Genomic DNA, 18,980 nt, shown 5'->3' on the forward strand with positions numbered 1-18,980 from the left:
CCGCCACGCCTCCAGGGCTGACGATTCAGGCGAAATTCCTGCGGTTTCCTTCCGTGACGACGCCGGCCCTGCCTCAGGCACAACCCGAAACAGCCTCCTCCCGGCATCCCTTCCCGAAAAGCTACCATCGGGGGCGGAAGCAATCCCGTGCGGAAAGCGACGCGCCTTTGCCTGTTCGAACATACCGGGGAAGACAAAATGCCGCGCAAGGGCCTTTCTTCGAAATATTTTACCAATCGGTAGAAATATTGCGGCCTATTTCAAAAGCGCTTTCAGGTCCGCTGCGGGATCGGTGACGAGCGTCTTGTCCGGGGTGATTCCAAGCTCGATCATGCGCTTGGCCACCACATAGGCACGGGCATCGTTGATGGCGTCGCAGGCAATCAGCGTGCCTTCCCGGAAATACCAGATGGAACGGGAATCGTCCTTGAGACCGGGGCGAATGACGGTTTCGTCATAGCCGAGATTAAAGCCGGCGATCTGCAGCTTGACCTCGTACTGATCGGACCAGAACCAGGGCTTGGCCTCATAGGGCTCGTTGCCACCAGCCATGACGGCAGCGGCGGCTTCGGCCTGATCGATGGCGTTCTGCACCGATTCGAGGCGGATGCGGTTGCCCTTCCAGGGCAGGACCGTGCAGTCGCCGGCTGCATAGATCGAGGGATCGGCGGTGCGGGCAAACGCATCCACCACAATGCCATTGGCGGTTTCCAGGCCGGCTGCGGCGGCAAGCTGGTCGTTGGCTGTGACACCGATACCGGCAATCACGATATCGACCGGAATGGTGCGACCGTCGGAAAGCTCCGCGCCGCTCACATGGCCGTCGGTGCCAAGCAAGGTCTTCAAACCGGTGTTTTCGAGAACGGTCACCCCTTCGGATTCATGGATCTCCCGCATGATGCGGGCGGTTTCCGGGGCCGCGACGCGCTGGAGGATGCGGGGCGCCATTTCGATGACCGTGACCTCGAGGCCGAGCTTGCGGGCAACGGCTGCCGCTTCCAGCCCGATATAGCCGCCGCCGATGACGAGCAGACGGCGTCCGGCCTGCATCTCCCCCGCCAGCCGGTCGGCATCGGCCTTGGAGCGCATGGTATAAATCCCGGCAAGATCGCCGCCGGCAGCCGCCGGCAGACGGCGGGGCGTGGCACCGGTCACCAGCGCCAGCGTTTCGTAGGAGAGCCGTTCGCCATCCTGCAGAAGCACGGCCTTGCCCTCACGGTCGATCCGGTCGACGGTAACCCCGAGCCGGATATCGATGGCGTTTTCGGCATACCAGCTTTCCGGACGGAACAGCAGGCGGTCGAAATCCATCTCGCCGAGCAGATATTTCTTGGAAAGCGGCGGACGCTGATAGGGATGCACCGCCTCGTCGCCTAGAATGAGGATTTCCCGCTCGTCCTTGAGGCTGCGCAGCTTGGCTGCCATTGCAAAGGCGGCCTGTCCCGCGCCCACGATCACCAGTCTGCCTGCCACGCGTCTCTCCCCCGTTCGGCCCGTCGAGCGGCCCCCGCCATGCCGGCAGACCGCGCTTGTTTGCGCAAGGGGTAATGCTTCGTCTCACACCCGTCAACCGCACGCCGGCGGCGGCGGGCGACGCCGGAGTGGCCCCAAGGGATCAGGGCTGCTCGCCGGGCAGGCGGGAAAGGGCCGCAGCCGTCTCCGCATTCAGCGCGCCATCGGTGGCGCCGGTGTAGAGGCCCCGCCCCTCCAGAAACACCTGCAATTGCCGCACGACGTCGACCGAGAAATCCTCGGGCCGGGTCAAAAGCTGGTCCAGCGTATCCTGATTGCCGGCCATGATGGCGCGGGCCAGCCAGTAGGCGGCCTCTTTGGGATTGGCCTCGGTGCCGAAGCCGAATTCGTAGAGATTGGCCAGATTGGCCATGGCGGTCGGGTTCCCCGCATCCGCCGCACGACCGTAGAGATCGAAGGCGCGCGCATAGTCCTGCTCTCCGCCCTCGCCGGCCTCATAGAGGCGGCCGAGATTGGTCATCGCATCGATCTGCTGTGCATCGGCGGCCTTGGCGTACCATTCCCGCGCCTTCGCGAAATCGGCGGCGGTACCGATGCCCTGCTCATAGGCATAGCCGAGCGCTGCCATGGAATCCGCATCCCCGAGAGCCGAAGCCTTCTCCAGCCAGCCGAGCGAGGCCTTGCCGTCCACGGGCACGCCGGCCCCGTCGCGCAGCATGATCGCCAGGTCGTACATGGCGACCGCATGGCCCTGGGCAGCGGCTTTTTCCAGCCAGCGCACCGCCTTCGGTCCATCGGCCACGAGGCCGCCTCGACCTTCCCGATAGATCAGGCCGAGGGAATATTGGGCTAGGCTGTTGCCCTCCCCCGCCGCGGCCTCCAGCAGGGCGAGCCCCCGTGGCATGTCGGCAGGTTCCAGCGTCGCCTCGATGAAGAACCAGGCCAGATTGGCCTTTCCATAGGCGTTGCCGCCGCTTGCCGCCTGCTCGAAGAAGCGCCTTGCAAGCGTCAGGTCGCCACGGGCCTGATAGGCCCGTCCGGTGAGATCGGCCAGCATGGGATCGGCAGGGTCGGCAAGCCGCGCCGCATCGCAGGCGCGAATGGCCGCGTCGGGCTCGATCTCGTCGAGGGCGACCCCCGCATAGGCGGGCGGAGCGTAGGGCTCGCCTGCGAGCCGATAGCATTCAGCCGAATCCACCAGACCGGGCGCCCCGATGGTTGGATCGCGTGTCGCGGCTGCCCGGGCGGCCATCGGAAAACAGGCCAGCAGAAGCATCGCCCCCGGCATGACCAGACGGAGCGCCGTGCTGCGCGATTGCGGGCGGAAAACGGGCATAAGCGACTCAACCAAGAAAACCACCGGCCAGCCATGACCGATTTGCCCCATGACGGGAAAGGGTGACCGGCGGCAAAGGGCCAATTGGTCACATGTTTATCCAAGCGCCTTGCACCGGTCTGGCGGAACGGACCGGTCTCTGGTCAAGAACGCAAAAATGGAATATCCGTTTCATCCGTGGAATTTTCATGGCATGAAAGGCGCGACAGAATGGCAGAGAGCCTGATTGGGGTGGTACCGCGCGATTTCGACAGTCTGCGCGCGGCCATCATCGAGCGGCAGGACCAGATGCCGAAGCGCCTGGCGCAGGTGGCCGCCTTTGCGCTAGCCAATCCCGACGATATCGCCTTCGGCACGGCCGCCAGCATTGCGGCGACGGCGGATGTGCAGCCTTCCACCCTCGTCCGGCTTGCCCATCACCTCGGTTATGCGGGCTTTTCCGATCTGCAGACCATTTTTCGCGGCCGCCTCAGGGAACGCAACAGCTCCTACGAGGAGCGGCTGATTTCGCTGGAACAATCGGAGACGGGTGGCGCCGATGCGGCGGTTCTGAATGGCTTCCTGACCGCCGCCATGCAGTCGCTCAGCCGTCTCTCGCAACAATTGCCGGCAGAGACCTTCTCGAAAGCCGTGGAAATCCTCGCCGGCGCAGACACCATCTACCTGCTCGGCAAACGGCGCTCCTATCCGCTGGCCGCGCACATGTCCTATGCCTTTTCGAAACTCGGGATCCGCCACCAGCTCGTTGCCTCTCCGAACGGGGTCGATGCGGAAACCATCCAGTTCGCGACCGCGCGCGACGCCGCTCTTGCCATCAGCTTTTCTCCCTATGCCCCCGAAACCATCCGCCATACGGAGGCGATGCAGACGAGCCGCACGCCGGTGGTGGCGCTGACCGATTCGCCCTTCTCGCCGCTGGCGCGCGCTTCGGACTGCTGGTTCGAAGTCTCCGAGGCGGATTTCTCCGGCTTCCGCTCCATCTCCGCCTCCATGGCGCTCTGCATGGCGCTGCCGGTCGCGATTGCAGAGAAGCGGCGGCACAAAAAGAGCGCGAAACAGAAAATGGAATGAACGTTCCATATTGACTTGAAAACAGAATGCATGTTTCAGTAAGGGCCTATTCGGAATGCGGCGACGCATCCGCTTTTGCCATCCGGACTGGGGGACTCATGACCAGCGCGCGCTTCAAGGACAATGCGACACTCGACGTCATCACGATCGGCCGCTCTTCGGTCGATCTTTATGGCCAGCAGACCGGGTCGCGGCTGGAAGACATCGCTTCCTTCGCCAAATCCGTCGGCGGCTGCCCGGCCAATATCGCCATCGGCACGGCCCGGCTGGGGCTGAAATCGGCGCTGATCACCCGCGTCGGCGACGAACAGATGGGCAATTTCATCCGCGAGCAGATGGATCGCGAAGGTGTCGATACGCATGGCATCGTGGTGGATCCCGAGCGCCTGACCGCTCTGGTCATCCTCTCGGTCGAGAACGACAAGACCTTTCCGCTGATCTTCTACCGCGAGAACTGCGCCGACATGGCGCTGACGGAAGACGACATCGACGAGGATTTCATCAAGTCCTCAAAGGCGGTGCTGGTGTCTGGCACGCATTTTTCGAAGCCCGGCCCGGATGGGGCGCAGCGCAAGGCCATGCGCATTGCCCGCGAAAACGGCGGCAAGGTGATCTTCGACATCGACTACCGCCCCAACCTCTGGGGTCTTGCCGGTCATCGCGCCGGCGAGGAGCGCTACATTGCCTCCGACAAGGTTTCCGCCCATCTGAAGACCGTGCTGCCGCAGTGCGACCTGATTGTCGGCACGGAAGAAGAGGTGCTGATTGCGTCCGGCGAGAGCGACCTGCTCGCCGCACTGAAAACCATCCGTTCGCTTTCCGATGCCACGATCGTGCTGAAGCGCGGGCCGATGGGCTGCATCGTCTATGAAGGGGAGATCACCGACAATCTGGAAGACGGCATCGTTGGCAAGGGCTTCCCCATCGAGGTCTATAATGTGCTCGGCGCCGGCGACAGCTTCATGTCCGGCCTGCTCTCCGGCTGGCTGAAGGGCCGCGACTGGAAGGATGCGGCGACCCGGGCGAATGCCTGCGGGGCCTTTGCCGTTTCCCGCCTGCTCTGCTCGCCGGAGATCCCGACTGCGGAGGAGCTGGAATTCTTCCTCAAGAACGGTTCGCGCGAGCATGCATTGCGCAAGGACGAGGCGCTGAACCATGTGCACTGGGCCACCACCCGTCGCAAGGAGATCCCGCTGCTGATGGCGCTTGCCATCGATCACCGCTCGCAGTTGACGAGCGTGGCGGACGAATTGAAGGTGCCGCACAAGAAGATCAACCAGTTCAAGCGGCTCGCCGTGGCCGCCGCCGCCCGGGTGGCGCAGGGCCGCGAAGGCTATGGCATGCTGATTGACGAGCGGTTCGGCCGCGAGGCTTTCTTCGATGCGGCGCAGAAGAATTTCAGCTGGATCGGCCGGCCGGTCGAACTGCCGGGTTCGCGCCCGCTGCGCTACGAATTCAGCCAGGACATGGGCTCCCAGCTGGTTGAATGGCCGGTGGATCACTGCATCAAGGCGCTCTGCTTCTACCATCCCGCCGATCCGGAGGCGTTGAAGAAGGAGCAGCAGGAGAAACTGCGCTCGCTGTTCGAGGCCGCCCGCAAGGTGGGCCGCGAGTTGCTGATCGAAATCATCGCCGGCAAGAACGGACCGCTCGACGACCGGACGATTTCCACCGCGATCGCCGAACTTTATGCGCTCGGCATCAAGCCGGACTGGTGGAAGCTGGAGCCGCAGGCTTCGCCGGAGGCCTGGAAGAATATCGAGGCGGAAATTGCCCGGAACGATCCCTATTGCCGCGGCATCGTGCTGCTCGGCCTCGAAGCGCCGGCTGCCGAGCTCGAGAAAGCCTTCCGCGCCACGCTGGTCGCGCCCATGGTCAAGGGCTTTGCCGTTGGCCGCACCATCTTTGCCCATTCCGCCCGCCAGTGGCTGGCTGGCGCCATGACCGACGAACAGGCCATTGCCGATATGGCAGCGCGCTTCAGCGAGCTGACCGGCGCCTGGCTGAAGACGCGCGGTCTCTAACGAAAACAGACGGGAGGAATTCCATGGCCAAGACGATCCGCCTGACGATGGCTCAGGCCCTCGTGCACTTCATGAAGAACCAGAAGACCGTGATCGATGGCAGGACCGTGCCGATCTTCGGCGGTGTCTGGGCGATCTTCGGCCACGGCAACGTGGCCGGCATCGGCGAGGCGCTCTACCAGGTGCGCGAGGAGCTACCGACCTTCCGCGCCCATAACGAGCAGGGCATGGCCCATGCGGCGATTGCCTATACGAAGTCGCTGTTCCGCAGCCGCTTCATGGCCTGCACCACCTCCATCGGCCCCGGCGCGCTGAACATGGTGACGGCGGCGGGCGTTGCGCATGTGAACCGCTTGCCGGTGCTGTTCCTGCCCGGCGACGTCTTCGCCAATCGCGCGCCCGATCCGGTGCTGCAGCAGATCGAGGATTTCGGCGACGGCACGGTTTCGGCCAATGATGCCTTCCGCGCCGTCTCGCGCTATTTCGACCGCATCACCCGCCCCGAGCAGATCATGCCGGCGCTGAAGCGCGCCATGCAGGTGCTGACCGACCCGATCGATTGCGGCCCGGTGACGCTTTCGCTGTGCCAGGACACGCAGGCCGAAGCCTTCGATTATCCGGAAAGCTTCTTCGAGGAGAAGGTCTGGACGCTCCGCCGTCCGCGTCCGGATGCGGATGAGCTGGCAGACGCGATTGCCGCGATCCGTGCCGCCACGAAGCCGGTCATCATCGCCGGGGGCGGCGTTCTCTATTCGAAGGCGACGGACGTTCTGAAGCAGTTCGTCGAGACCCACGAGATACCCGTGGTCTTCACCCAGGCGGGCAAGTCGGCGCTGCCGGACGATCATCGCCTCGCGCTCGGCTCGGTCGGCGTCACCGGGACGTCTGCGGCCAATGCGATCACCGAACAGGCCGATCTGGTGCTCGCCATCGGCACCAGAATGCAGGATTTCACCACCGGTTCCTGGGCGCTCTTCAAGGACGAGGGTGTCAAGATCGTCGGTCTCAACACCGTGGCCTTCGATGCGGCCAAGCATGCGACGCTGACGCTGGTTGCCGATGCCCGCGAGGGCCTGAAGGAGCTGGCCTGCGGTCTCGACGGCTGGAAGACCCCGAAGGCGCATGTGGATCGCGCCGCATCCGAAAAGGCGACGTGGGAGGAAGCCGCCGCGCGCGCCCTCTCCCCGAGCCGAAACGACCTGCCCTCCGATGCCGACGTGATCGGGGCTGTCGCCCGGACGCTCGGCGGTGAAAACTCCGTGCTGGTCTGCGCCGCCGGCGGCCTGCCGGGCGAGCTGCACAAGCTCTGGCCAGCGACTGCGCCCGGCAGCTATCACATGGAATATGGCTTCTCCTGCATGGGCTACGAAGTGGCCGGCGGCCTGGGCGTCAAGATGGCGAACCCTAAGAAGGACGTCACCGTCATGGTCGGCGACGGCTCCTACATGATGATGAATTCGGAGCTTTCCACCTCGGTCATGCTCGGCCTCAAGATCAACATCGTGCTGCTCGACAATCGCGGCTATGGCTGCATCAACCGGCTGCAGATGGGCACCGGCGGGGCCAACTTCAACAATCTCCTGAAGGATGCCCGCATCGAGATGATGCCCGATATCGACTTCCGCAAGCATGCGGAAAGCATGGGCGCGATTGCCGTGAAGGTCTCCTCCATCGATGAACTGGAAAAGGCGATCCTTGCTTCGCGCAACAATGATCGTACCTCCGTCTTCGTCATCGACACCGACCCGCTGGTGACGACGAAGGAAGGCGGGCACTGGTGGGATGTGGCCGTGCCGGAGGTTTCCCCCCGGAGCGAGGTCAATGCCGCCTATGCCAACTATATCGAAAACCGCAAGAACCAGCGCTGAAGCGCGCTTCTCTCAAGGACTGATACGACCATGATCCGTTACGGAACCAATCCCATTGCCTGGTCCAATGACGACGACCGCTCCATCGGCGCTCATCTTACGCTCGAAGATTGCCTTTCCGATTGCGAGAAAATCGGCTTCGACGGCATCGAAAAGGGCCACAAGCTGCCGACCGACGCGGACGAGCTTCGCGCGGTGCTTTCGGCCCACAAGCTGGCCTTCGTGTCCGGCTGGCACTCCACCAACCTGCTCGTTCATTCCGTCGAAGAGGAAAAGAAGGCGATCCAGCCGCATCTGGATCTCCTGAAATCGCAGGGCTGCAAGGTCTGCATCGTCTGCGAAACGTCCAACGCGATCCATGGCGACGATTCTAAGCCGCTCGCCGAGAAGCCCGTTCTCCCCGCAGAGCGCTGGGCAAAGTTCGGTGCTGACCTCGAAGCGATTGCCGCATACTGCGCCTCGCAGGGCATCGATCTTGTCTATCACCATCACATGGGCTCGATTGTCGAGACGGGCGAAGAAATCGATCTCCTGATGAAGCATACCGGCCCGGCCACGAAGCTGCTGCTCGATACCGGTCACGCCTGGTTCGGCGGGACCGATCCGGTACGCCTCGCCCGCGACTACATGCATCGCGTGCGCCACATCCACTGCAAGAACGTGCGTCCCGCCGTGCGCGCCATCGTCGAGAGCGAGCGCCTTTCCTTCCTGGAAGGCGTGCGCCGGGGCGTTTTCACGGTTCCGGGCGATCCGGAAGGCGGCGTCGATTTCGTGCCGGTCCTGAAAATTGCGGCCGAGCATGGCTATCAGGGCTGGCTGGTGATCGAAGCCGAGCAGGACCCGCTGGTGCGCAATCCCTTCGAATATCAGTCGATGGGCTTCAAGGCGCTCAAGGCCTATGCGAAGGAAGCCGGGCTGGATCGTTAAGGCCTCTTATCACCTCAGCACTTATTGGACGATCTCGGGAGAACCCACCATGTCGAAGCTGCATCGGAAGCAAGAGGGCACCTCTGGCCGCGTCATCCACGTCACCCCGCAAAATGCGGGCTGGACCTATGTCGGCTTCGACCTCCACAAGCTGAAGGTCGGTGAGAGTGCTGCGGAAGAAACCGGGATCAACGAAGTCTGCCTCGTCTTCGTTTCCGGCAAGGGCAAGGTGACGGCGGGAACGCAGAATTTCGGCGTCATCGGCAAGCGCATGTCGCCCTTCGAGGGCTTGCCGGCGGCGGTCTATATCCCCGCCGGTTCCCGCTGGGCCGTGACGGCGGAAACGGATGTGGAACTCGCCGTCTGTTCGGCTCCCGGCGAAGGGGGACGCCTTCCGGCCCGGGTGATCCCCGAGGACGAACTCGGCCAGGAAGTGCGCGGCAAGGGCAACAATGTCCGCCACGTCACCAATATCCTGCCCGAGGGACGGCCGGCGGAATCCCTGCTGGTCGTGGAAGTCATCACGCCAGCCGGCAACACCTCGTCCTATCCGCCACACAAGCACGATCAGGACGCCCTGCCGAACGAAAGCTTCCTCGAGGAAACCTATTACCACCGCATCAACCCGCCGCAGGGTTTTGCCTTCCAGCGGGTCTATACGGACGACCGCTCGCTCGACGAGGCCATGGCGGTGGAAGACGGTGATGTGACGCTGGTGCCGAAGGGCTACCACCCCTGCGCCACCATCCACGGCTATGACCTCTATTATCTCAATGTCATGGCCGGCCCCAAGCGCACCTGGAAGTTCCACAATGCCAAAGAGCACGAGTGGCTGCTGAAGTGACAGGACAAAGGCGAGCGCCCCTCCAAACGAGGGGCGCTCGATTGACTGGTTTCTAAGCCGCCACAGGCAGCGCCCCATATTTCCAGCCGGTCGTGCCCGCCCGGCGGCGGAGCAGGATCGCGCCGAGGAGCAGCATGGCGATGTCTGCCGTGGGCGGGGCGAGCCAGATGCCGGTTTCTCCGAAGAGAAGCGGCAGCAGGAAGGCAAAGGGAATGCTGAAGAGATAGGGCCGCGCCAACCCGAAGGCGGCGGCGTGTCGGGCATCCCCGAGCGCCTGGAAATAGCCCGACAGCATGACGGCAACGCCGACGATGGCATAGACCGCGACCATCAGCGGCAGGATGCGGGCCGTTTCCGCGATTACGGCGGGGTCGCTGACAAAGAGCCGGCCAATACCGCCCGAGAATATCAGGATCACGACCTCCACCAGCGTGCAGTAGACCAGCGCCACACCAAGCGCATGCTTGAGCGCCGCGCCCACCCGATCCATCTGCCGCGCACCGAAATTGTTGCCGGCGATGGTCTGCAGTGCGGCACTCACCCCCATCAAAGGAAGATAGGCGAAGGTGAGGATGCGCGTCGCGATGCCATAGGCGGCGACCGTGACCGCGTGATGGCTGGTGGACCAGAGCGCGATATTGGCGATGACCGCGGCAGATGTCAGCGAAACCCCGATAAAGCCGAGGCTGGACGGGGCCCCGAGCCCGAGGATTTCCTTCCAGGCGAAGCGAAACGGCGCCCGAACCGGCCGGAGCGCGCTCGTATCCCGCAGACGGTAGACGACGACGGCGGACAGGCAGAGCACCTGCGCCAGCACCGTTCCCAGCGCGGAACCGGCGACGCCCAGATGAAAGACGGCGAGCAGCACCCAGTTGAAGCCGATATTGAGCACCGAGGCGGCCACCGTCGCCACGCTCATGAAGGCCATCCGCCCCTCGCATCTCAGCGCATCGAGATGCAGCGACAGGAGGAAGGATATGGGCGAAGCGGTGATCATGATGCCCAGGAAGCGCCGGGCATGACCGGCCACCGCATGGTCGCCGTCGGAGGCCCATTCGATCAGGGCGGGACCGGCCAGCCAGTAGAGCGCGGCTGCGGTCAGCGAAACTGCGAGGGCCAGCCCATGCGCGCTGAAGAACAGGCGACCGGCCCGCTCCCGGTCGCCGGCACCCAGAGCGCGGGCCACCAGGCTTGCCATGCCGCTCGCCACCAGCGATTGCAGCGCCACCATCAGCATGGATACGGGAAAGATGAGGGTGACGGCAGACAGCGCATCGGCCCCCGCATAGAGACCGATGAAGCCCGCATCCACCACCACATAAAGGCCGGATACCGCCATGATCAGAATGATCGGCGCGGCGGTGCGCAGGAATAGCCGGCCCATGGACCCCTGCAGGAAGAGATTATCGACAGACATGAAAGGATGCTCCGGGGAAAGAGCTGGCCGGGCGGCCAGCCCTTTTCCATTCAAGGGCTGATGACGAGATGGGGAATGCCGTTGGAGGTACGCTGCGGGGAGATACCCCGGCTGTTCACGGTCGCATGCACGCGCTGGCGGAAAGCGGAGAAGCTTTCGAAGGTCACCACGTCCACCGGCGTGTCGAAATGGATCGCCAGACGCACGTGCTCGCCATCCGGCAATGCCGTCACGGCACGGATCGTCCCCGTGAACGGCTGGTCGAGATAGCGGCCGCCGATGGTGCCGCCCACCGCATAGGTGTGGCCGGAATTCGCGCCAGCCGGCCGCTTCAGCTCGGCGGCGGAGAGCGTATTCCAGTCGCGAAAGCCGTGCTGCTGGGCAACGAGCTCCAGCGCCTGGCCATGGGACAGGCTGCGCCCCTCGACGGCCAGCGCCTCGCGCAGTCTTTTCGCCTGCTGCTTGTAGGATTGAATCGCCTCGGCAGGCGAGCAGTTCTTGCCATGGGTCATGGTCGTGCCTTTCCAAAGGAACATGCCGGTCAGATATACGGGGGTCCGCTTTGCCAGTAGCGAGGCATGCTGCCCGAGGGCGGGATCATGACTTCGGAAAATGCGAGGGCTTCACCATGGCCTTGTGGCCTGCGGACGGCGGGTGCCTCGAACCGTGCCTCTTTATGCGCAGGCTTTGATCCGCTGTCAATCGGCCCTTCCCGCTTTGATACGGCAAGGGTGGCGCAATGCGGGATCGCTTATAATGTGAAACAGTCGCTAAACGAAGTTTCCATTATTTCCCCCTATTCTGGGCGAAAAGATCGAAGGGAGGCCTTTATGTCTCTGCCAACACAGGATCTCACGAGCCACCGGGCGGAATCGCCCGACAAGGCATTTCAGAGCTTTTCGCTGCATCGGCCCGGAAAGATCATCTTCGTCGGCCATCATCTCAGCACCTCGAACCATATTCGCTGCATCATCAAGAAGATCTCCCAATATGGTGCCGAGCTGGAAGTGGTGCCGGGCCAGCAGATCCCGAAGAACTTCTTCCTCGAAATTCTCGGCATCCATGACGAAATCGGCTGCACGCTGATGCGCCGGCAGGAGGAGGTCGTCACCGTCGGCTTCAACATGCTGATCGACCCCGAATTCCTGCATCACGTCCTGCGGCTGGATTTCGAAAGCCGCTAGGGGGGCTTTACGGTCCGTTCGGCTACCCTATCTTGTCCGTAACGCGCGGGAATTTTGCGCCCGCCGGGATCGACAGGAAGAGATCATGAAGCCCTTTTTCATTGCCTATGCCGGCGCTCTCGCCACGCTGCTCGTGCTCGATGCCATCTGGCTCGGGCTTACGGCCCGCTCCTTCTATGTGCCGCGGCTCGGCCATCTGATGGCGGAACAGCCGAATTTCTACATCGCCGCCCTGTTCTATCTGTTCTATGCCGTGGCTGTGGTCATCCTCGCCAGCATGCAGGGCTATGACCGGAACTCGCTGGGCGTCGCGCTCGGCCTCGGCGCGGTGCTCGGCATGGCTGCCTATGGCACCTACGACTTCACCAATCTCGCCACGCTGAAAGACTGGCCGGTGGCCGTCACCGTCGTCGACATCGTCTGGGGCACCGTGGTGACCGCCGCAACGGCGGCCGGCGGCTTTTTCGCGCTGCGCTGGTTCGCCTGACGCCGGGAAGGCAAGCCGGGGCTCTTGCCGGGGAAACGAATCCGGTTAGGCTCACGGCTCCCGTCTGTCTTGCCGCGAGCCGTTCATGTCTGCCTTTTCCCGCTTCACGCCCCTGGTCGATACGCTTCCCGCCACCGTTCCCTTCGTGGGGCCGGAGGCGATCGAACGCAACCGGGGGCTGGCCGTCCGCGCCCGTATCGGCGCCAACGAGAACGGCTTCGGCCCCGCCCCTTCCGTCATCGAGGCGATGAAGCGGCATGCGGGCGAAATCTGGCAGTATAACGATCCGGAGAATTTCGCCTTGAAACAGGCGCTTGCTGCGCATCTCGGTGTCTCCCCCGCCCATATCGGCATCGGCGAAGGCATCGACGGACTGCTCGGGCTGATCGTGCGGCTGGTGATCGCGGGCGGCGAGAAGGTGGTGACCTCACTCGGCGCCTATCCCACCTTCAACTATCACGTGGCGGGCTTCGGCGGGCAGCTCTTGACCGTGCCCTATGCGAACGACCGGGAAGACCTGAACGCCCTTTCCGAGACCATTCGCCGGGAAAGGCCGCGCCTTGCCTATCTTGCCAATCCCGACAATCCGATGGGAAGCTGGTGGGAGGCTAAGGACATCGTTTCCTTCGCGCGGGCGATCCCGGAGGACACGCTCCTCATTCTCGACGAGGCCTATGGCGAGACGGGACCGCAATCGGCGCTGCCCGCCATTGACGCCCTGCTCGACCGGCCGAACGTCATCCGCACGCGCACCTTCTCCAAGGCGTATGGCCTGGCGGGCGCCCGGGTGGGCTACACGATCTCCACCCCGGAAAACGCCACCGCCTTCGACAAGATCCGCCACCATTTCGGCATGAACCGGCTGGCAACCGAGGCGGCGCTGGCCGCGCTGAAGGATCAGGCGCATCTCGGCTGGGTCGTGGGGGAGATTGCCGCCTCGCGGGAACGCATCGGCCGCATCGCCCGGCAGAACGGACTGGAGCCGCTCGCCTCCGCCACCAATTTCGTGGCGATCGATGCGGGTGGCGACGGGGTGCGGGCGCGGGCGATCGTGGACGGGCTGATGGAGCATGGGGTTTTCATCCGCATGCCGGGTGTGGCGCCGCTCAACCGCTGCATCCGCGTCAGCACGGGCCCATCCACCGCGATGGACCTGCTGGAAGAAGCCTTGCCGCTGGTGCTCAAGCGGCTCTGAGCCGGTATGAGACCGACCGGACAAAATAAGAAGGGACCGCGCCGGCCTTGTCCCTGCCGGTCGCGGTCCCGCGATGTGGTGACATTGGCCCCGTCCAAAAAGCCCCGCCACTCCCCCTGCCGGACGTCTGGCGTCCGTTCCTGATGTCCTTGCTTTCTCCGCGCCCTCTTCCGTGGCTTACGGTCCGGCGGACACCGGGGGTTTCTTGTCAAATCGGTGAAAATTCCATGGGTCGGCCGGTGAGAGGGACCGGCCCGACGATCAGTGCATCGTCATCCATTCGCGGGCGGCGCGAAGGGCGGCAGCCAGCTGGGTCTTGCTCATCGAGGCAGCCAGATCCGAGCGAAGCTCGGCGGCGCGGTCGGAGCCCTTGATCGCAGCGATGTTCAGCCATTTGTGCGCGGCGACCAGATCCACGTCGCAACCACGGCCGGTTGCATATTTGAGGCCCATTTCAAAAAGGGCGTCGGGTCGGATTTCAGTGGTGTAGCTTTCGAACTGTGCCATTTTCTCTGTCCCTGTCAAAAATGTTGCGTGGCTCTTTTCCCTGTTCTTTCAGCCTCTTGATCGGGCTTTCCCGTTTGGTCTTCCCGTCTTCTTGCGGGTCTTTCAGGCCTTCCGGTTTCGGCGGGGTGTGCCCCGCTCTTTGTTGAGAGGACTATGCCAAACTCCTTTCAATACTCGCTTAAAATGCATGATTAATTTGAGACAAACGAAATACAAACGTCTGGTAAACGTCATGTTCCGTTAAACATGGAAGAGCCCGGAAATGCGGGATTCTTTCGATTTTTCAAGACTTTGTTAGGCACGCGGCTTTCACCCTTCCCTAACTATGCTTTTCGAAGCCCTCCGGCGAAATCGCGGCAAAATCCTGTTTTTGCGGGCATCCGATTGTTTATTTACCTTTACGTTAGCGTCAGTTATTCTGCTCTTATGCGGTCTCTTGAAGGAAAGCTTTGACAGATCGTCATGGGAGAAGCAGATTTTGTTCATGCCGGCCGGGGAGTGCCGGTAGGGCAGGACATCTTGGAGGATGTGGATGATCCGGAAAATACTGATGGCCACCGCGCTGATCATGGCAACGGCACCGGCCTTTGCAGCAGAGCCAATCGAAGGCAAATGGAAGACCGCCAGCGGCGAAACGGCCCAGATCGCGCCCTGCGGCGGCAGTTTCTGCGTCACGCTGAAGACGGGCAAATATGCCGGCAAGCGGATCGGCAAGCTCGACGGGTCCGGCGCAAGCTACTCGGGCGAAATCACCGACCCCAAGGATGACAAGACCTATAGCGGTTCGGGCTCCGTCAACGGCAATTCGCTGAAGATGAAGGGCTGCGTGCTGATGGTTCTCTGCAAATCGCAGACCTGGACCCGGCTCTGACCGGCCCTGAGGCTTTGCAAGAGGTCTGAGCGGCCGCCCTCTCCGGGGCGGCCGTTTCCTTTTCTGCGTTCAGGTGGCGTCGAAACCTTCATGAAAGGTCACCGCGCCGTGGGGCATGGTTTCCGCCGCGAGACGCAAGCTCTGGAAATACACCGGCGGCACCCCGGCCAGCGTGAGGGCGGGATCGGCCCGGAAGCCGAAGCGCCCGTAATAGGCGGGATCGCCGAGCAGAACGCAGCCCGCCGCCCCTTCTTGCCGGAGACAGTTAAGCCCATGGCGGATCAGTGCCGATCCGGTGCCCTGCCCCTGCGCCGATGGATGCACGGAGACCGGCCCAAGACCGAACCAGGCGCAGGCTTTCCCGTCGATGAGAACGGGCGAGAAGGCCACATGGCCGATCACGCCCGTTTCGTCCTCGGCGACGAGCGAGAGATGCAGGGCACCGGCCTTTCGCAGCGCATCCACGATTGCGGGCTCCGTGCCGCTGGCATGGGATGCGGTGGCGAAGGCCGCAGCCGTCACCGCGCGGATCGCGGCGACATCCGCGGGCTTTTCCGGCCTGATACGCATGATGGGATCCTTTTCTTGATGGGAGGGAGACCCGCCGCCCCGGCGGCGGATCCCTATCGTCAGAGTCATCGGTTGTCTGCCTGGGCGCGCACGCTGCGCCGGCCCTTTTCCGAAATGCGGTAGGGGCTCGACTCGCGGGATTCGATCAGGCGCTTGCGGCGCAGGCGCTGGAAGATGTCCAGCGTACAGTCGCTCAGTACGAAACCGTCGCGGGTAAAGCAGAAGACACGGAGGATGCGGCCATTGTCGCCGCGTTCATGGCGGATCATGCCGCCTTGCGCCAGTGCGTGCAGCACGCGCTGTTCCAAACGGGAAATGTTCATGGGAAACCTGTATGTGAACCAAGGACAGCCAGGCGTCACCGGCGGTTGCCCCGCCGCTCGCGCATGGCAGCTGGTCCTGATCTCGGATCAGGACGGTCAGCGGTTCGATACAAGCTCCAACATAAAACAATCCCCATGGTTTGTCGGGAAGGCCGGGACCATAGCCCCGGCACCTGCCCCTGTCAAATTCGCCCGCCCCCCGAAAAAAGGGCGGCTTCCGCGATCAGTCCCGCGCGCGCTGGCCGAAGAGCACCGATTGCGCAGCCTTGTCCTTCGAGAGGTCTGCCGCCCTTGCCCGCTCTTCCTTGCCGACATCCAAGCCGCGCTGCACGGCGGGACGGGCCTTCATCGTCTCGAACCAGCGCTTGAGATGCGGGAAATCGGAGAGGTCCTGCCCCTGACGCTCGTAGGGAACGATCCAGCCGATGCAGGCCATGTCGGCAATCGTGTATTCGCCCGCCAGAAATTCGCGGTCGGCCAGGCGCTTGTTCATGACGCCATAGAGACGGTTGCATTCATTGGTATAGCGATCGATGCCGTACTGGATTTTCTCCGGCGCATACTGGCGGAAATGATGCGCCTGACCGGCCATGGGGCCAAGGCCGCCAACCTGCCAGAACAGCCACTCCTCGGTCGCCACGCGGGCGCGCTCCTCCTGCGGATAGAAACGGCCGGACTTGCGACCGAGATATTGAAGGATCGCTCCGGATTCGAAGATGGAGATGGGTTCGCCGCCCGGCCCGTCCGGATCGACAATGGCCGGCATGCGATTGTTCGGCGCGATCTTGAGAAAATCCGGAGCAAACTGCTCGCCTTTGCCAATGTTCACATATTTGATCTGGTAGGGGTGGCCCAGCTCTTCGAGCATGATGGTGATTTTCCAGCCATTCGGCGTCGGCCAGTAATAGAGATCGATAGGCGCATGCATCAGGGGTCTCCTCGCGGGGCTCTCCGGGTCCAATCATCAATGGAGATATATGGTTGACTCTTCCGCATCAAGCTGAACTGAAAATGAACCGGCAGATCAGCACGCATTCAGGGGGGCTGGGGCATAGTCGGCACAACAAGAAACGGACCATGCCGGCAGGGGCCGGCATGCCACAGTCTCTAAGGTTCGCCCCATGTTGGTCCTTGCCCGCCGGTTTACCATTCTCTTTCTCGGCTCCGCCCTGTTCGCCTTCGGCATGCTGACGGCCATCGACCGCACCCGGGAGGAGGCAAACCGCTATCACCCCCTCGCCTATTGCGACACGGTGTCGGGCTACAAGTGCCTTTCCTCGCTCTAAGCGCAACGGACCGGGTCTGACAGGCGTCAAGTGTCGTTTGCGTGTCAGACAGTCCGCTCTATAATAGCGCATGGAAAAACGAATCTCTTCCCCGCTCGCCCATCCGCTCATCTCTCCCGACTTGCAGGCTCCGCAGGAATTCACCGATGCTTCGGCCGCGGTGGAGGCCCTGATTGCCCTCTACGAGCGCAATACCGGCTTCCTCACCGATGCCTTTCAGCGGCTCGGCCGGGGTGAGCCGGTGCAGGGCCGCTACCGCGCCACCTATCCGCAGGTGGCGATCGAGACCACCAGTTTCGGCCATGTGGATACGCGCCTTTCCTACGGCCATGTGACCGCGCCGGGCGTCTACACGACAACGGTGACCCGGCCGCGCCTGTTCCGGCATTATCTCGAAGAGCAGCTGGCGCTGCTGATGCGCAATCACCATGTGCCGGTCGTGGTCTCGGAATCCTCGACGCCCATTCCCCTGCATTTCGCCTTCGGGGAAGGTGCGCATGTGGAGGCGGAAGCCTCGTCGCTGATCGATCTGCCGTTGCGCGACATCTTCGACGCGCCCGACCTTTCGACCACGGACGACGAAATCGCAAATGGCGATTATATTCCGCCGCCGGGCGAGCCCTCGCCGCTCGCGCCCTTTACGGCGCAACGCATCGACTATTCCCTGGCGCGGCTCTCCCACTATACCGCGACCTCGGCCGAGCATTTCCAGAATTTCGTGCTCTTCACCAACTACCAGTTCTATGTGGACGAGTTCTGCGCCTTTGCGCGGGATCTGATGGCGAGGGGCGGCGAAGGCTACACCGCCTTTGTGGAGCCCGGCAACATCATCACCTCCGCCGGCCATGCGGAGCCGGATGTGCCCGGGCTCTTGGCCCGCCTGCCGCAAATGCCCGCCTATCACCTGAAGCGGAAAGGCCATGCGGGCATCACGCTGGTGAATATCGGCGTCGGCCCCTCCAATGCGAAGACGATCACCGACCATATCGCCGTGCTGCGTCCGCATGCCTGGCTGATGCTCGGCCACTGCGCGGGCTTGCGCAACAGCCAGCGGCTCGGCGACTACGTGCTCGCCCATGCCTATATGCGCGAGGATCACGTGCTGGACGACGACCTGCCGGTCTGGGTGCCGATCCCGGCGCTTGCCGAAGTGCAGCTTGCGCTTGAGGATGCGGTGGAGGAAATCACCGGTTACGAGGGCTATGAGCTGAAGCGCATCATGCGCACCGGCACCGTCGCCACCATCGACAACCGCAACTGGGAACTGCGCGACCAGCGCGGGCCGGTGAAGCGGCTGTCCCAGGCGCGCGCCGTGGCGCTCGACATGGAATCCGCCACCATTGCCGCGAACGGCTTCCGCTTCCGCGTGCCCTATGGAACGCTGCTCTGCGTGTCCGACAAGCCGCTGCATGGCGAACTGAAGCTGCCGGGCATGGCGACGGCCTTTTACCGCACGCAGGTGGCCCAGCATCTCCAGATCGGCATCCGCGCCGTGCAGAAGCTCGCGGCCATGCCGCCGGAAAAGCTCCATTCGCGCAAGCTCAGGAGCTTCTTCGAGACCGCGTTCCAGTAACGCACCCCGGCGAACGCCGCCGGA

The 18,980-nt window shown here is 63.2% G+C and carries 19 protein-coding genes; 11 read left to right on the forward strand and 8 right to left on the reverse strand.

Translation table 11 applies throughout. The features are described 5' to 3' along the window. Window positions 1-255 precede the first annotated feature (255 nt). Both ACT54B_RS16825 and ACT54B_RS16830 read right to left on the reverse strand, forming a co-directional pair. Window positions 256-1,473, reverse strand: coding sequence for an NAD(P)/FAD-dependent oxidoreductase (locus ACT54B_RS16825; protein ID WP_476046459.1), 1,218 nt, complete (start codon window positions 1,471-1,473; stop codon window positions 256-258). A gap of 142 nt (window positions 1,474-1,615) precedes the next feature. Further along, a complete protein-coding gene (locus ACT54B_RS16830) occupies window positions 1,616-2,824 on the reverse strand; it encodes a tetratricopeptide repeat protein (protein WP_476046461.1) in 1,209 nt (402 codons plus the stop codon). 195 nt (window positions 2,825-3,019) lie between these two features. Here ACT54B_RS16830 and ACT54B_RS16835 point away from each other — a divergent pair, with 195 nt between their 5' ends. From ACT54B_RS16835 to iolB, 5 genes are all read left to right on the forward strand, one after another. Then, on the forward strand, window positions 3,020-3,880 hold the full coding sequence (locus ACT54B_RS16835) for a MurR/RpiR family transcriptional regulator (protein WP_476046463.1): 861 nt from the start codon (window positions 3,020-3,022) through the stop codon (window positions 3,878-3,880). A 98-nt stretch (window positions 3,881-3,978) separates the two neighbouring features. Further along, a complete protein-coding gene (locus ACT54B_RS16840) occupies window positions 3,979-5,904 on the forward strand; it encodes a bifunctional 5-dehydro-2-deoxygluconokinase/5-dehydro-2-deoxyphosphogluconate aldolase (RefSeq protein ID WP_476046465.1) in 1,926 nt (641 codons plus the stop codon). A 23-nt stretch (window positions 5,905-5,927) separates the two neighbouring features. Next, window positions 5,928-7,772: a 3D-(3,5/4)-trihydroxycyclohexane-1,2-dione acylhydrolase (decyclizing) gene (gene iolD, locus ACT54B_RS16845; RefSeq protein ID WP_476046467.1), complete on the forward strand. Its 1,845-nt coding sequence runs from the start codon at window positions 5,928-5,930 to the stop codon at window positions 7,770-7,772. A 30-nt stretch (window positions 7,773-7,802) separates the two neighbouring features. Then, window positions 7,803-8,699 (forward strand): myo-inosose-2 dehydratase, encoded by an 897-nt coding sequence (iolE, locus tag ACT54B_RS16850; protein ID WP_476046468.1) that lies wholly within the window; start codon window positions 7,803-7,805, stop codon window positions 8,697-8,699. A gap of 49 nt (window positions 8,700-8,748) precedes the next feature. Continuing rightward, window positions 8,749-9,543 (forward strand): 5-deoxy-glucuronate isomerase, encoded by a 795-nt coding sequence (gene iolB / locus ACT54B_RS16855; protein WP_476046470.1) that lies wholly within the window; start codon window positions 8,749-8,751, stop codon window positions 9,541-9,543. A 52-nt stretch (window positions 9,544-9,595) separates the two neighbouring features. Here iolB and ACT54B_RS16860 read toward each other — a convergent pair whose 3' ends face one another. After that, the gene (locus ACT54B_RS16860) at window positions 9,596-10,960 is read right to left on the reverse strand and encodes an MATE family efflux transporter (RefSeq protein ID WP_476046472.1); all 1,365 of its coding nucleotides are present in this window, start codon (window positions 10,958-10,960) and stop codon (window positions 9,596-9,598) included. A gap of 50 nt (window positions 10,961-11,010) precedes the next feature. Next, window positions 11,011-11,472 carry a glyoxalase superfamily protein gene (locus ACT54B_RS16865; protein ID WP_476046474.1) on the reverse strand — a complete coding sequence of 154 codons (462 nt, stop codon included), beginning with the start codon at window positions 11,470-11,472 and terminating at the stop codon, window positions 11,011-11,013. Window positions 11,473-11,790: 318 nt separating this feature from the next. On the opposite strand from ACT54B_RS16865, the gene ACT54B_RS16870 reads away from it, so the two are divergent. The 3 genes from ACT54B_RS16870 to ACT54B_RS16880 all read left to right on the forward strand — a co-directional run bounded on the left by ACT54B_RS16870 (window position 11,791) and on the right by ACT54B_RS16880 (window position 13,826). Next, entirely contained in the window at window positions 11,791-12,144 is a 354-nt protein-coding gene (locus tag ACT54B_RS16870; protein ID WP_476046476.1) for a hypothetical protein, read from the forward strand. An 85-nt stretch (window positions 12,145-12,229) separates the two neighbouring features. Then, window positions 12,230-12,631, forward strand: coding sequence for a DUF2177 family protein (locus ACT54B_RS16875; protein WP_476046477.1), 402 nt, complete (start codon window positions 12,230-12,232; stop codon window positions 12,629-12,631). Between the two features lie 85 nt (window positions 12,632-12,716). Then, complete coding sequence (locus tag ACT54B_RS16880; protein WP_476046479.1) at window positions 12,717-13,826, forward strand: pyridoxal phosphate-dependent aminotransferase; 1,110 nt, start codon at window positions 12,717-12,719, stop codon at window positions 13,824-13,826. 261 nt (window positions 13,827-14,087) lie between these two features. On the opposite strand, the gene ACT54B_RS16885 is transcribed toward ACT54B_RS16880, so the two are convergent. Next, window positions 14,088-14,333 carry an SEL1-like repeat protein gene (locus tag ACT54B_RS16885; protein WP_476046481.1) on the reverse strand — a complete coding sequence of 82 codons (246 nt, stop codon included), beginning with the start codon at window positions 14,331-14,333 and terminating at the stop codon, window positions 14,088-14,090. Between the two features lie 532 nt (window positions 14,334-14,865). Between ACT54B_RS16885 and ACT54B_RS16890 the strand changes: the two genes are divergently transcribed. Beyond that, window positions 14,866-15,204: a DUF2147 domain-containing protein gene (locus tag ACT54B_RS16890; protein WP_476046483.1), complete on the forward strand. Its 339-nt coding sequence runs from the start codon at window positions 14,866-14,868 to the stop codon at window positions 15,202-15,204. 69 nt (window positions 15,205-15,273) lie between these two features. Here ACT54B_RS16890 and ACT54B_RS16895 read toward each other — a convergent pair whose 3' ends face one another. The 3 genes from ACT54B_RS16895 to ACT54B_RS16905 form a co-directional block, all read right to left on the reverse strand. Continuing rightward, window positions 15,274-15,774: a GNAT family N-acetyltransferase gene (locus ACT54B_RS16895; RefSeq protein ID WP_476046485.1), complete on the reverse strand. Its 501-nt coding sequence runs from the start codon at window positions 15,772-15,774 to the stop codon at window positions 15,274-15,276. A 65-nt stretch (window positions 15,775-15,839) separates the two neighbouring features. Further along, window positions 15,840-16,097: a YjhX family toxin gene (locus ACT54B_RS16900; protein WP_476046487.1), complete on the reverse strand. Its 258-nt coding sequence runs from the start codon at window positions 16,095-16,097 to the stop codon at window positions 15,840-15,842. A gap of 223 nt (window positions 16,098-16,320) precedes the next feature. Beyond that, window positions 16,321-17,025: a glutathione S-transferase N-terminal domain-containing protein gene (locus ACT54B_RS16905; protein ID WP_476046489.1), complete on the reverse strand. Its 705-nt coding sequence runs from the start codon at window positions 17,023-17,025 to the stop codon at window positions 16,321-16,323. Between the two features lie 193 nt (window positions 17,026-17,218). On the opposite strand from ACT54B_RS16905, the gene ACT54B_RS16910 reads away from it, so the two are divergent. Together ACT54B_RS16910 and ACT54B_RS16915 are read left to right on the forward strand one after the other, a co-directional pair. After that, window positions 17,219-17,383 carry a hypothetical protein gene (locus ACT54B_RS16910; protein WP_476046491.1) on the forward strand — a complete coding sequence of 55 codons (165 nt, stop codon included), beginning with the start codon at window positions 17,219-17,221 and terminating at the stop codon, window positions 17,381-17,383. Window positions 17,384-17,453: 70 nt separating this feature from the next. Further along, window positions 17,454-18,956, forward strand: coding sequence for an AMP nucleosidase (locus ACT54B_RS16915; protein ID WP_476046493.1), 1,503 nt, complete (start codon window positions 17,454-17,456; stop codon window positions 18,954-18,956). Window positions 18,957-18,980: the final 24 nt, after the last annotated feature.

It is taken from the genome of Gellertiella sp. DMC107, from assembly GCF_056313605.1.

Excerpts from the sequence above, each read along its gene's own strand:
- ACT54B_RS16880 (WP_476046479.1), top strand. The coding sequence starts at position 12,717 with ATGTCTGCCTTTTCCCGCTTCACGCCCCTGGTCGATACGCTTCCCGCC.
- ACT54B_RS16875 (WP_476046477.1), top strand. The coding sequence starts at position 12,230 with ATGAAGCCCTTTTTCATTGCCTATGCCGGCGCTCTCGCCACGCTGCTC.
- iolD (WP_476046467.1), top strand. The coding sequence starts at position 5,928 with ATGGCCAAGACGATCCGCCTGACGATGGCTCAGGCCCTCGTGCACTTC.
- ACT54B_RS16840 (WP_476046465.1), top strand. The coding sequence starts at position 3,979 with ATGACCAGCGCGCGCTTCAAGGACAATGCGACACTCGACGTCATCACG.
- ACT54B_RS16835 (WP_476046463.1), top strand. The coding sequence starts at position 3,020 with ATGGCAGAGAGCCTGATTGGGGTGGTACCGCGCGATTTCGACAGTCTG.
- ACT54B_RS16865 (WP_476046474.1), bottom strand. The coding sequence starts at position 11,472 with ATGACCCATGGCAAGAACTGCTCGCCTGCCGAGGCGATTCAATCCTAC.
- ACT54B_RS16870 (WP_476046476.1), top strand. The coding sequence starts at position 11,791 with ATGTCTCTGCCAACACAGGATCTCACGAGCCACCGGGCGGAATCGCCC.
- ACT54B_RS16905 (WP_476046489.1), bottom strand. The coding sequence starts at position 17,025 with ATGCATGCGCCTATCGATCTCTATTACTGGCCGACGCCGAATGGCTGG.
- ACT54B_RS16860 (WP_476046472.1), bottom strand. The coding sequence starts at position 10,960 with ATGTCTGTCGATAATCTCTTCCTGCAGGGGTCCATGGGCCGGCTATTC.
- ACT54B_RS16890 (WP_476046483.1), top strand. The coding sequence starts at position 14,866 with ATGATCCGGAAAATACTGATGGCCACCGCGCTGATCATGGCAACGGCA.
- iolE (WP_476046468.1), top strand. The coding sequence starts at position 7,803 with ATGATCCGTTACGGAACCAATCCCATTGCCTGGTCCAATGACGACGAC.
- ACT54B_RS16910 (WP_476046491.1), top strand. The coding sequence starts at position 17,219 with ATGTTGGTCCTTGCCCGCCGGTTTACCATTCTCTTTCTCGGCTCCGCC.
- ACT54B_RS16900 (WP_476046487.1), bottom strand. The coding sequence starts at position 16,097 with ATGAACATTTCCCGTTTGGAACAGCGCGTGCTGCACGCACTGGCGCAA.
- iolB (WP_476046470.1), top strand. The coding sequence starts at position 8,749 with ATGTCGAAGCTGCATCGGAAGCAAGAGGGCACCTCTGGCCGCGTCATC.
- ACT54B_RS16885 (WP_476046481.1), bottom strand. The coding sequence starts at position 14,333 with ATGGCACAGTTCGAAAGCTACACCACTGAAATCCGACCCGACGCCCTT.
- ACT54B_RS16895 (WP_476046485.1), bottom strand. The coding sequence starts at position 15,774 with ATGCGTATCAGGCCGGAAAAGCCCGCGGATGTCGCCGCGATCCGCGCG.
- ACT54B_RS16915 (WP_476046493.1), top strand. The coding sequence starts at position 17,454 with ATGGAAAAACGAATCTCTTCCCCGCTCGCCCATCCGCTCATCTCTCCC.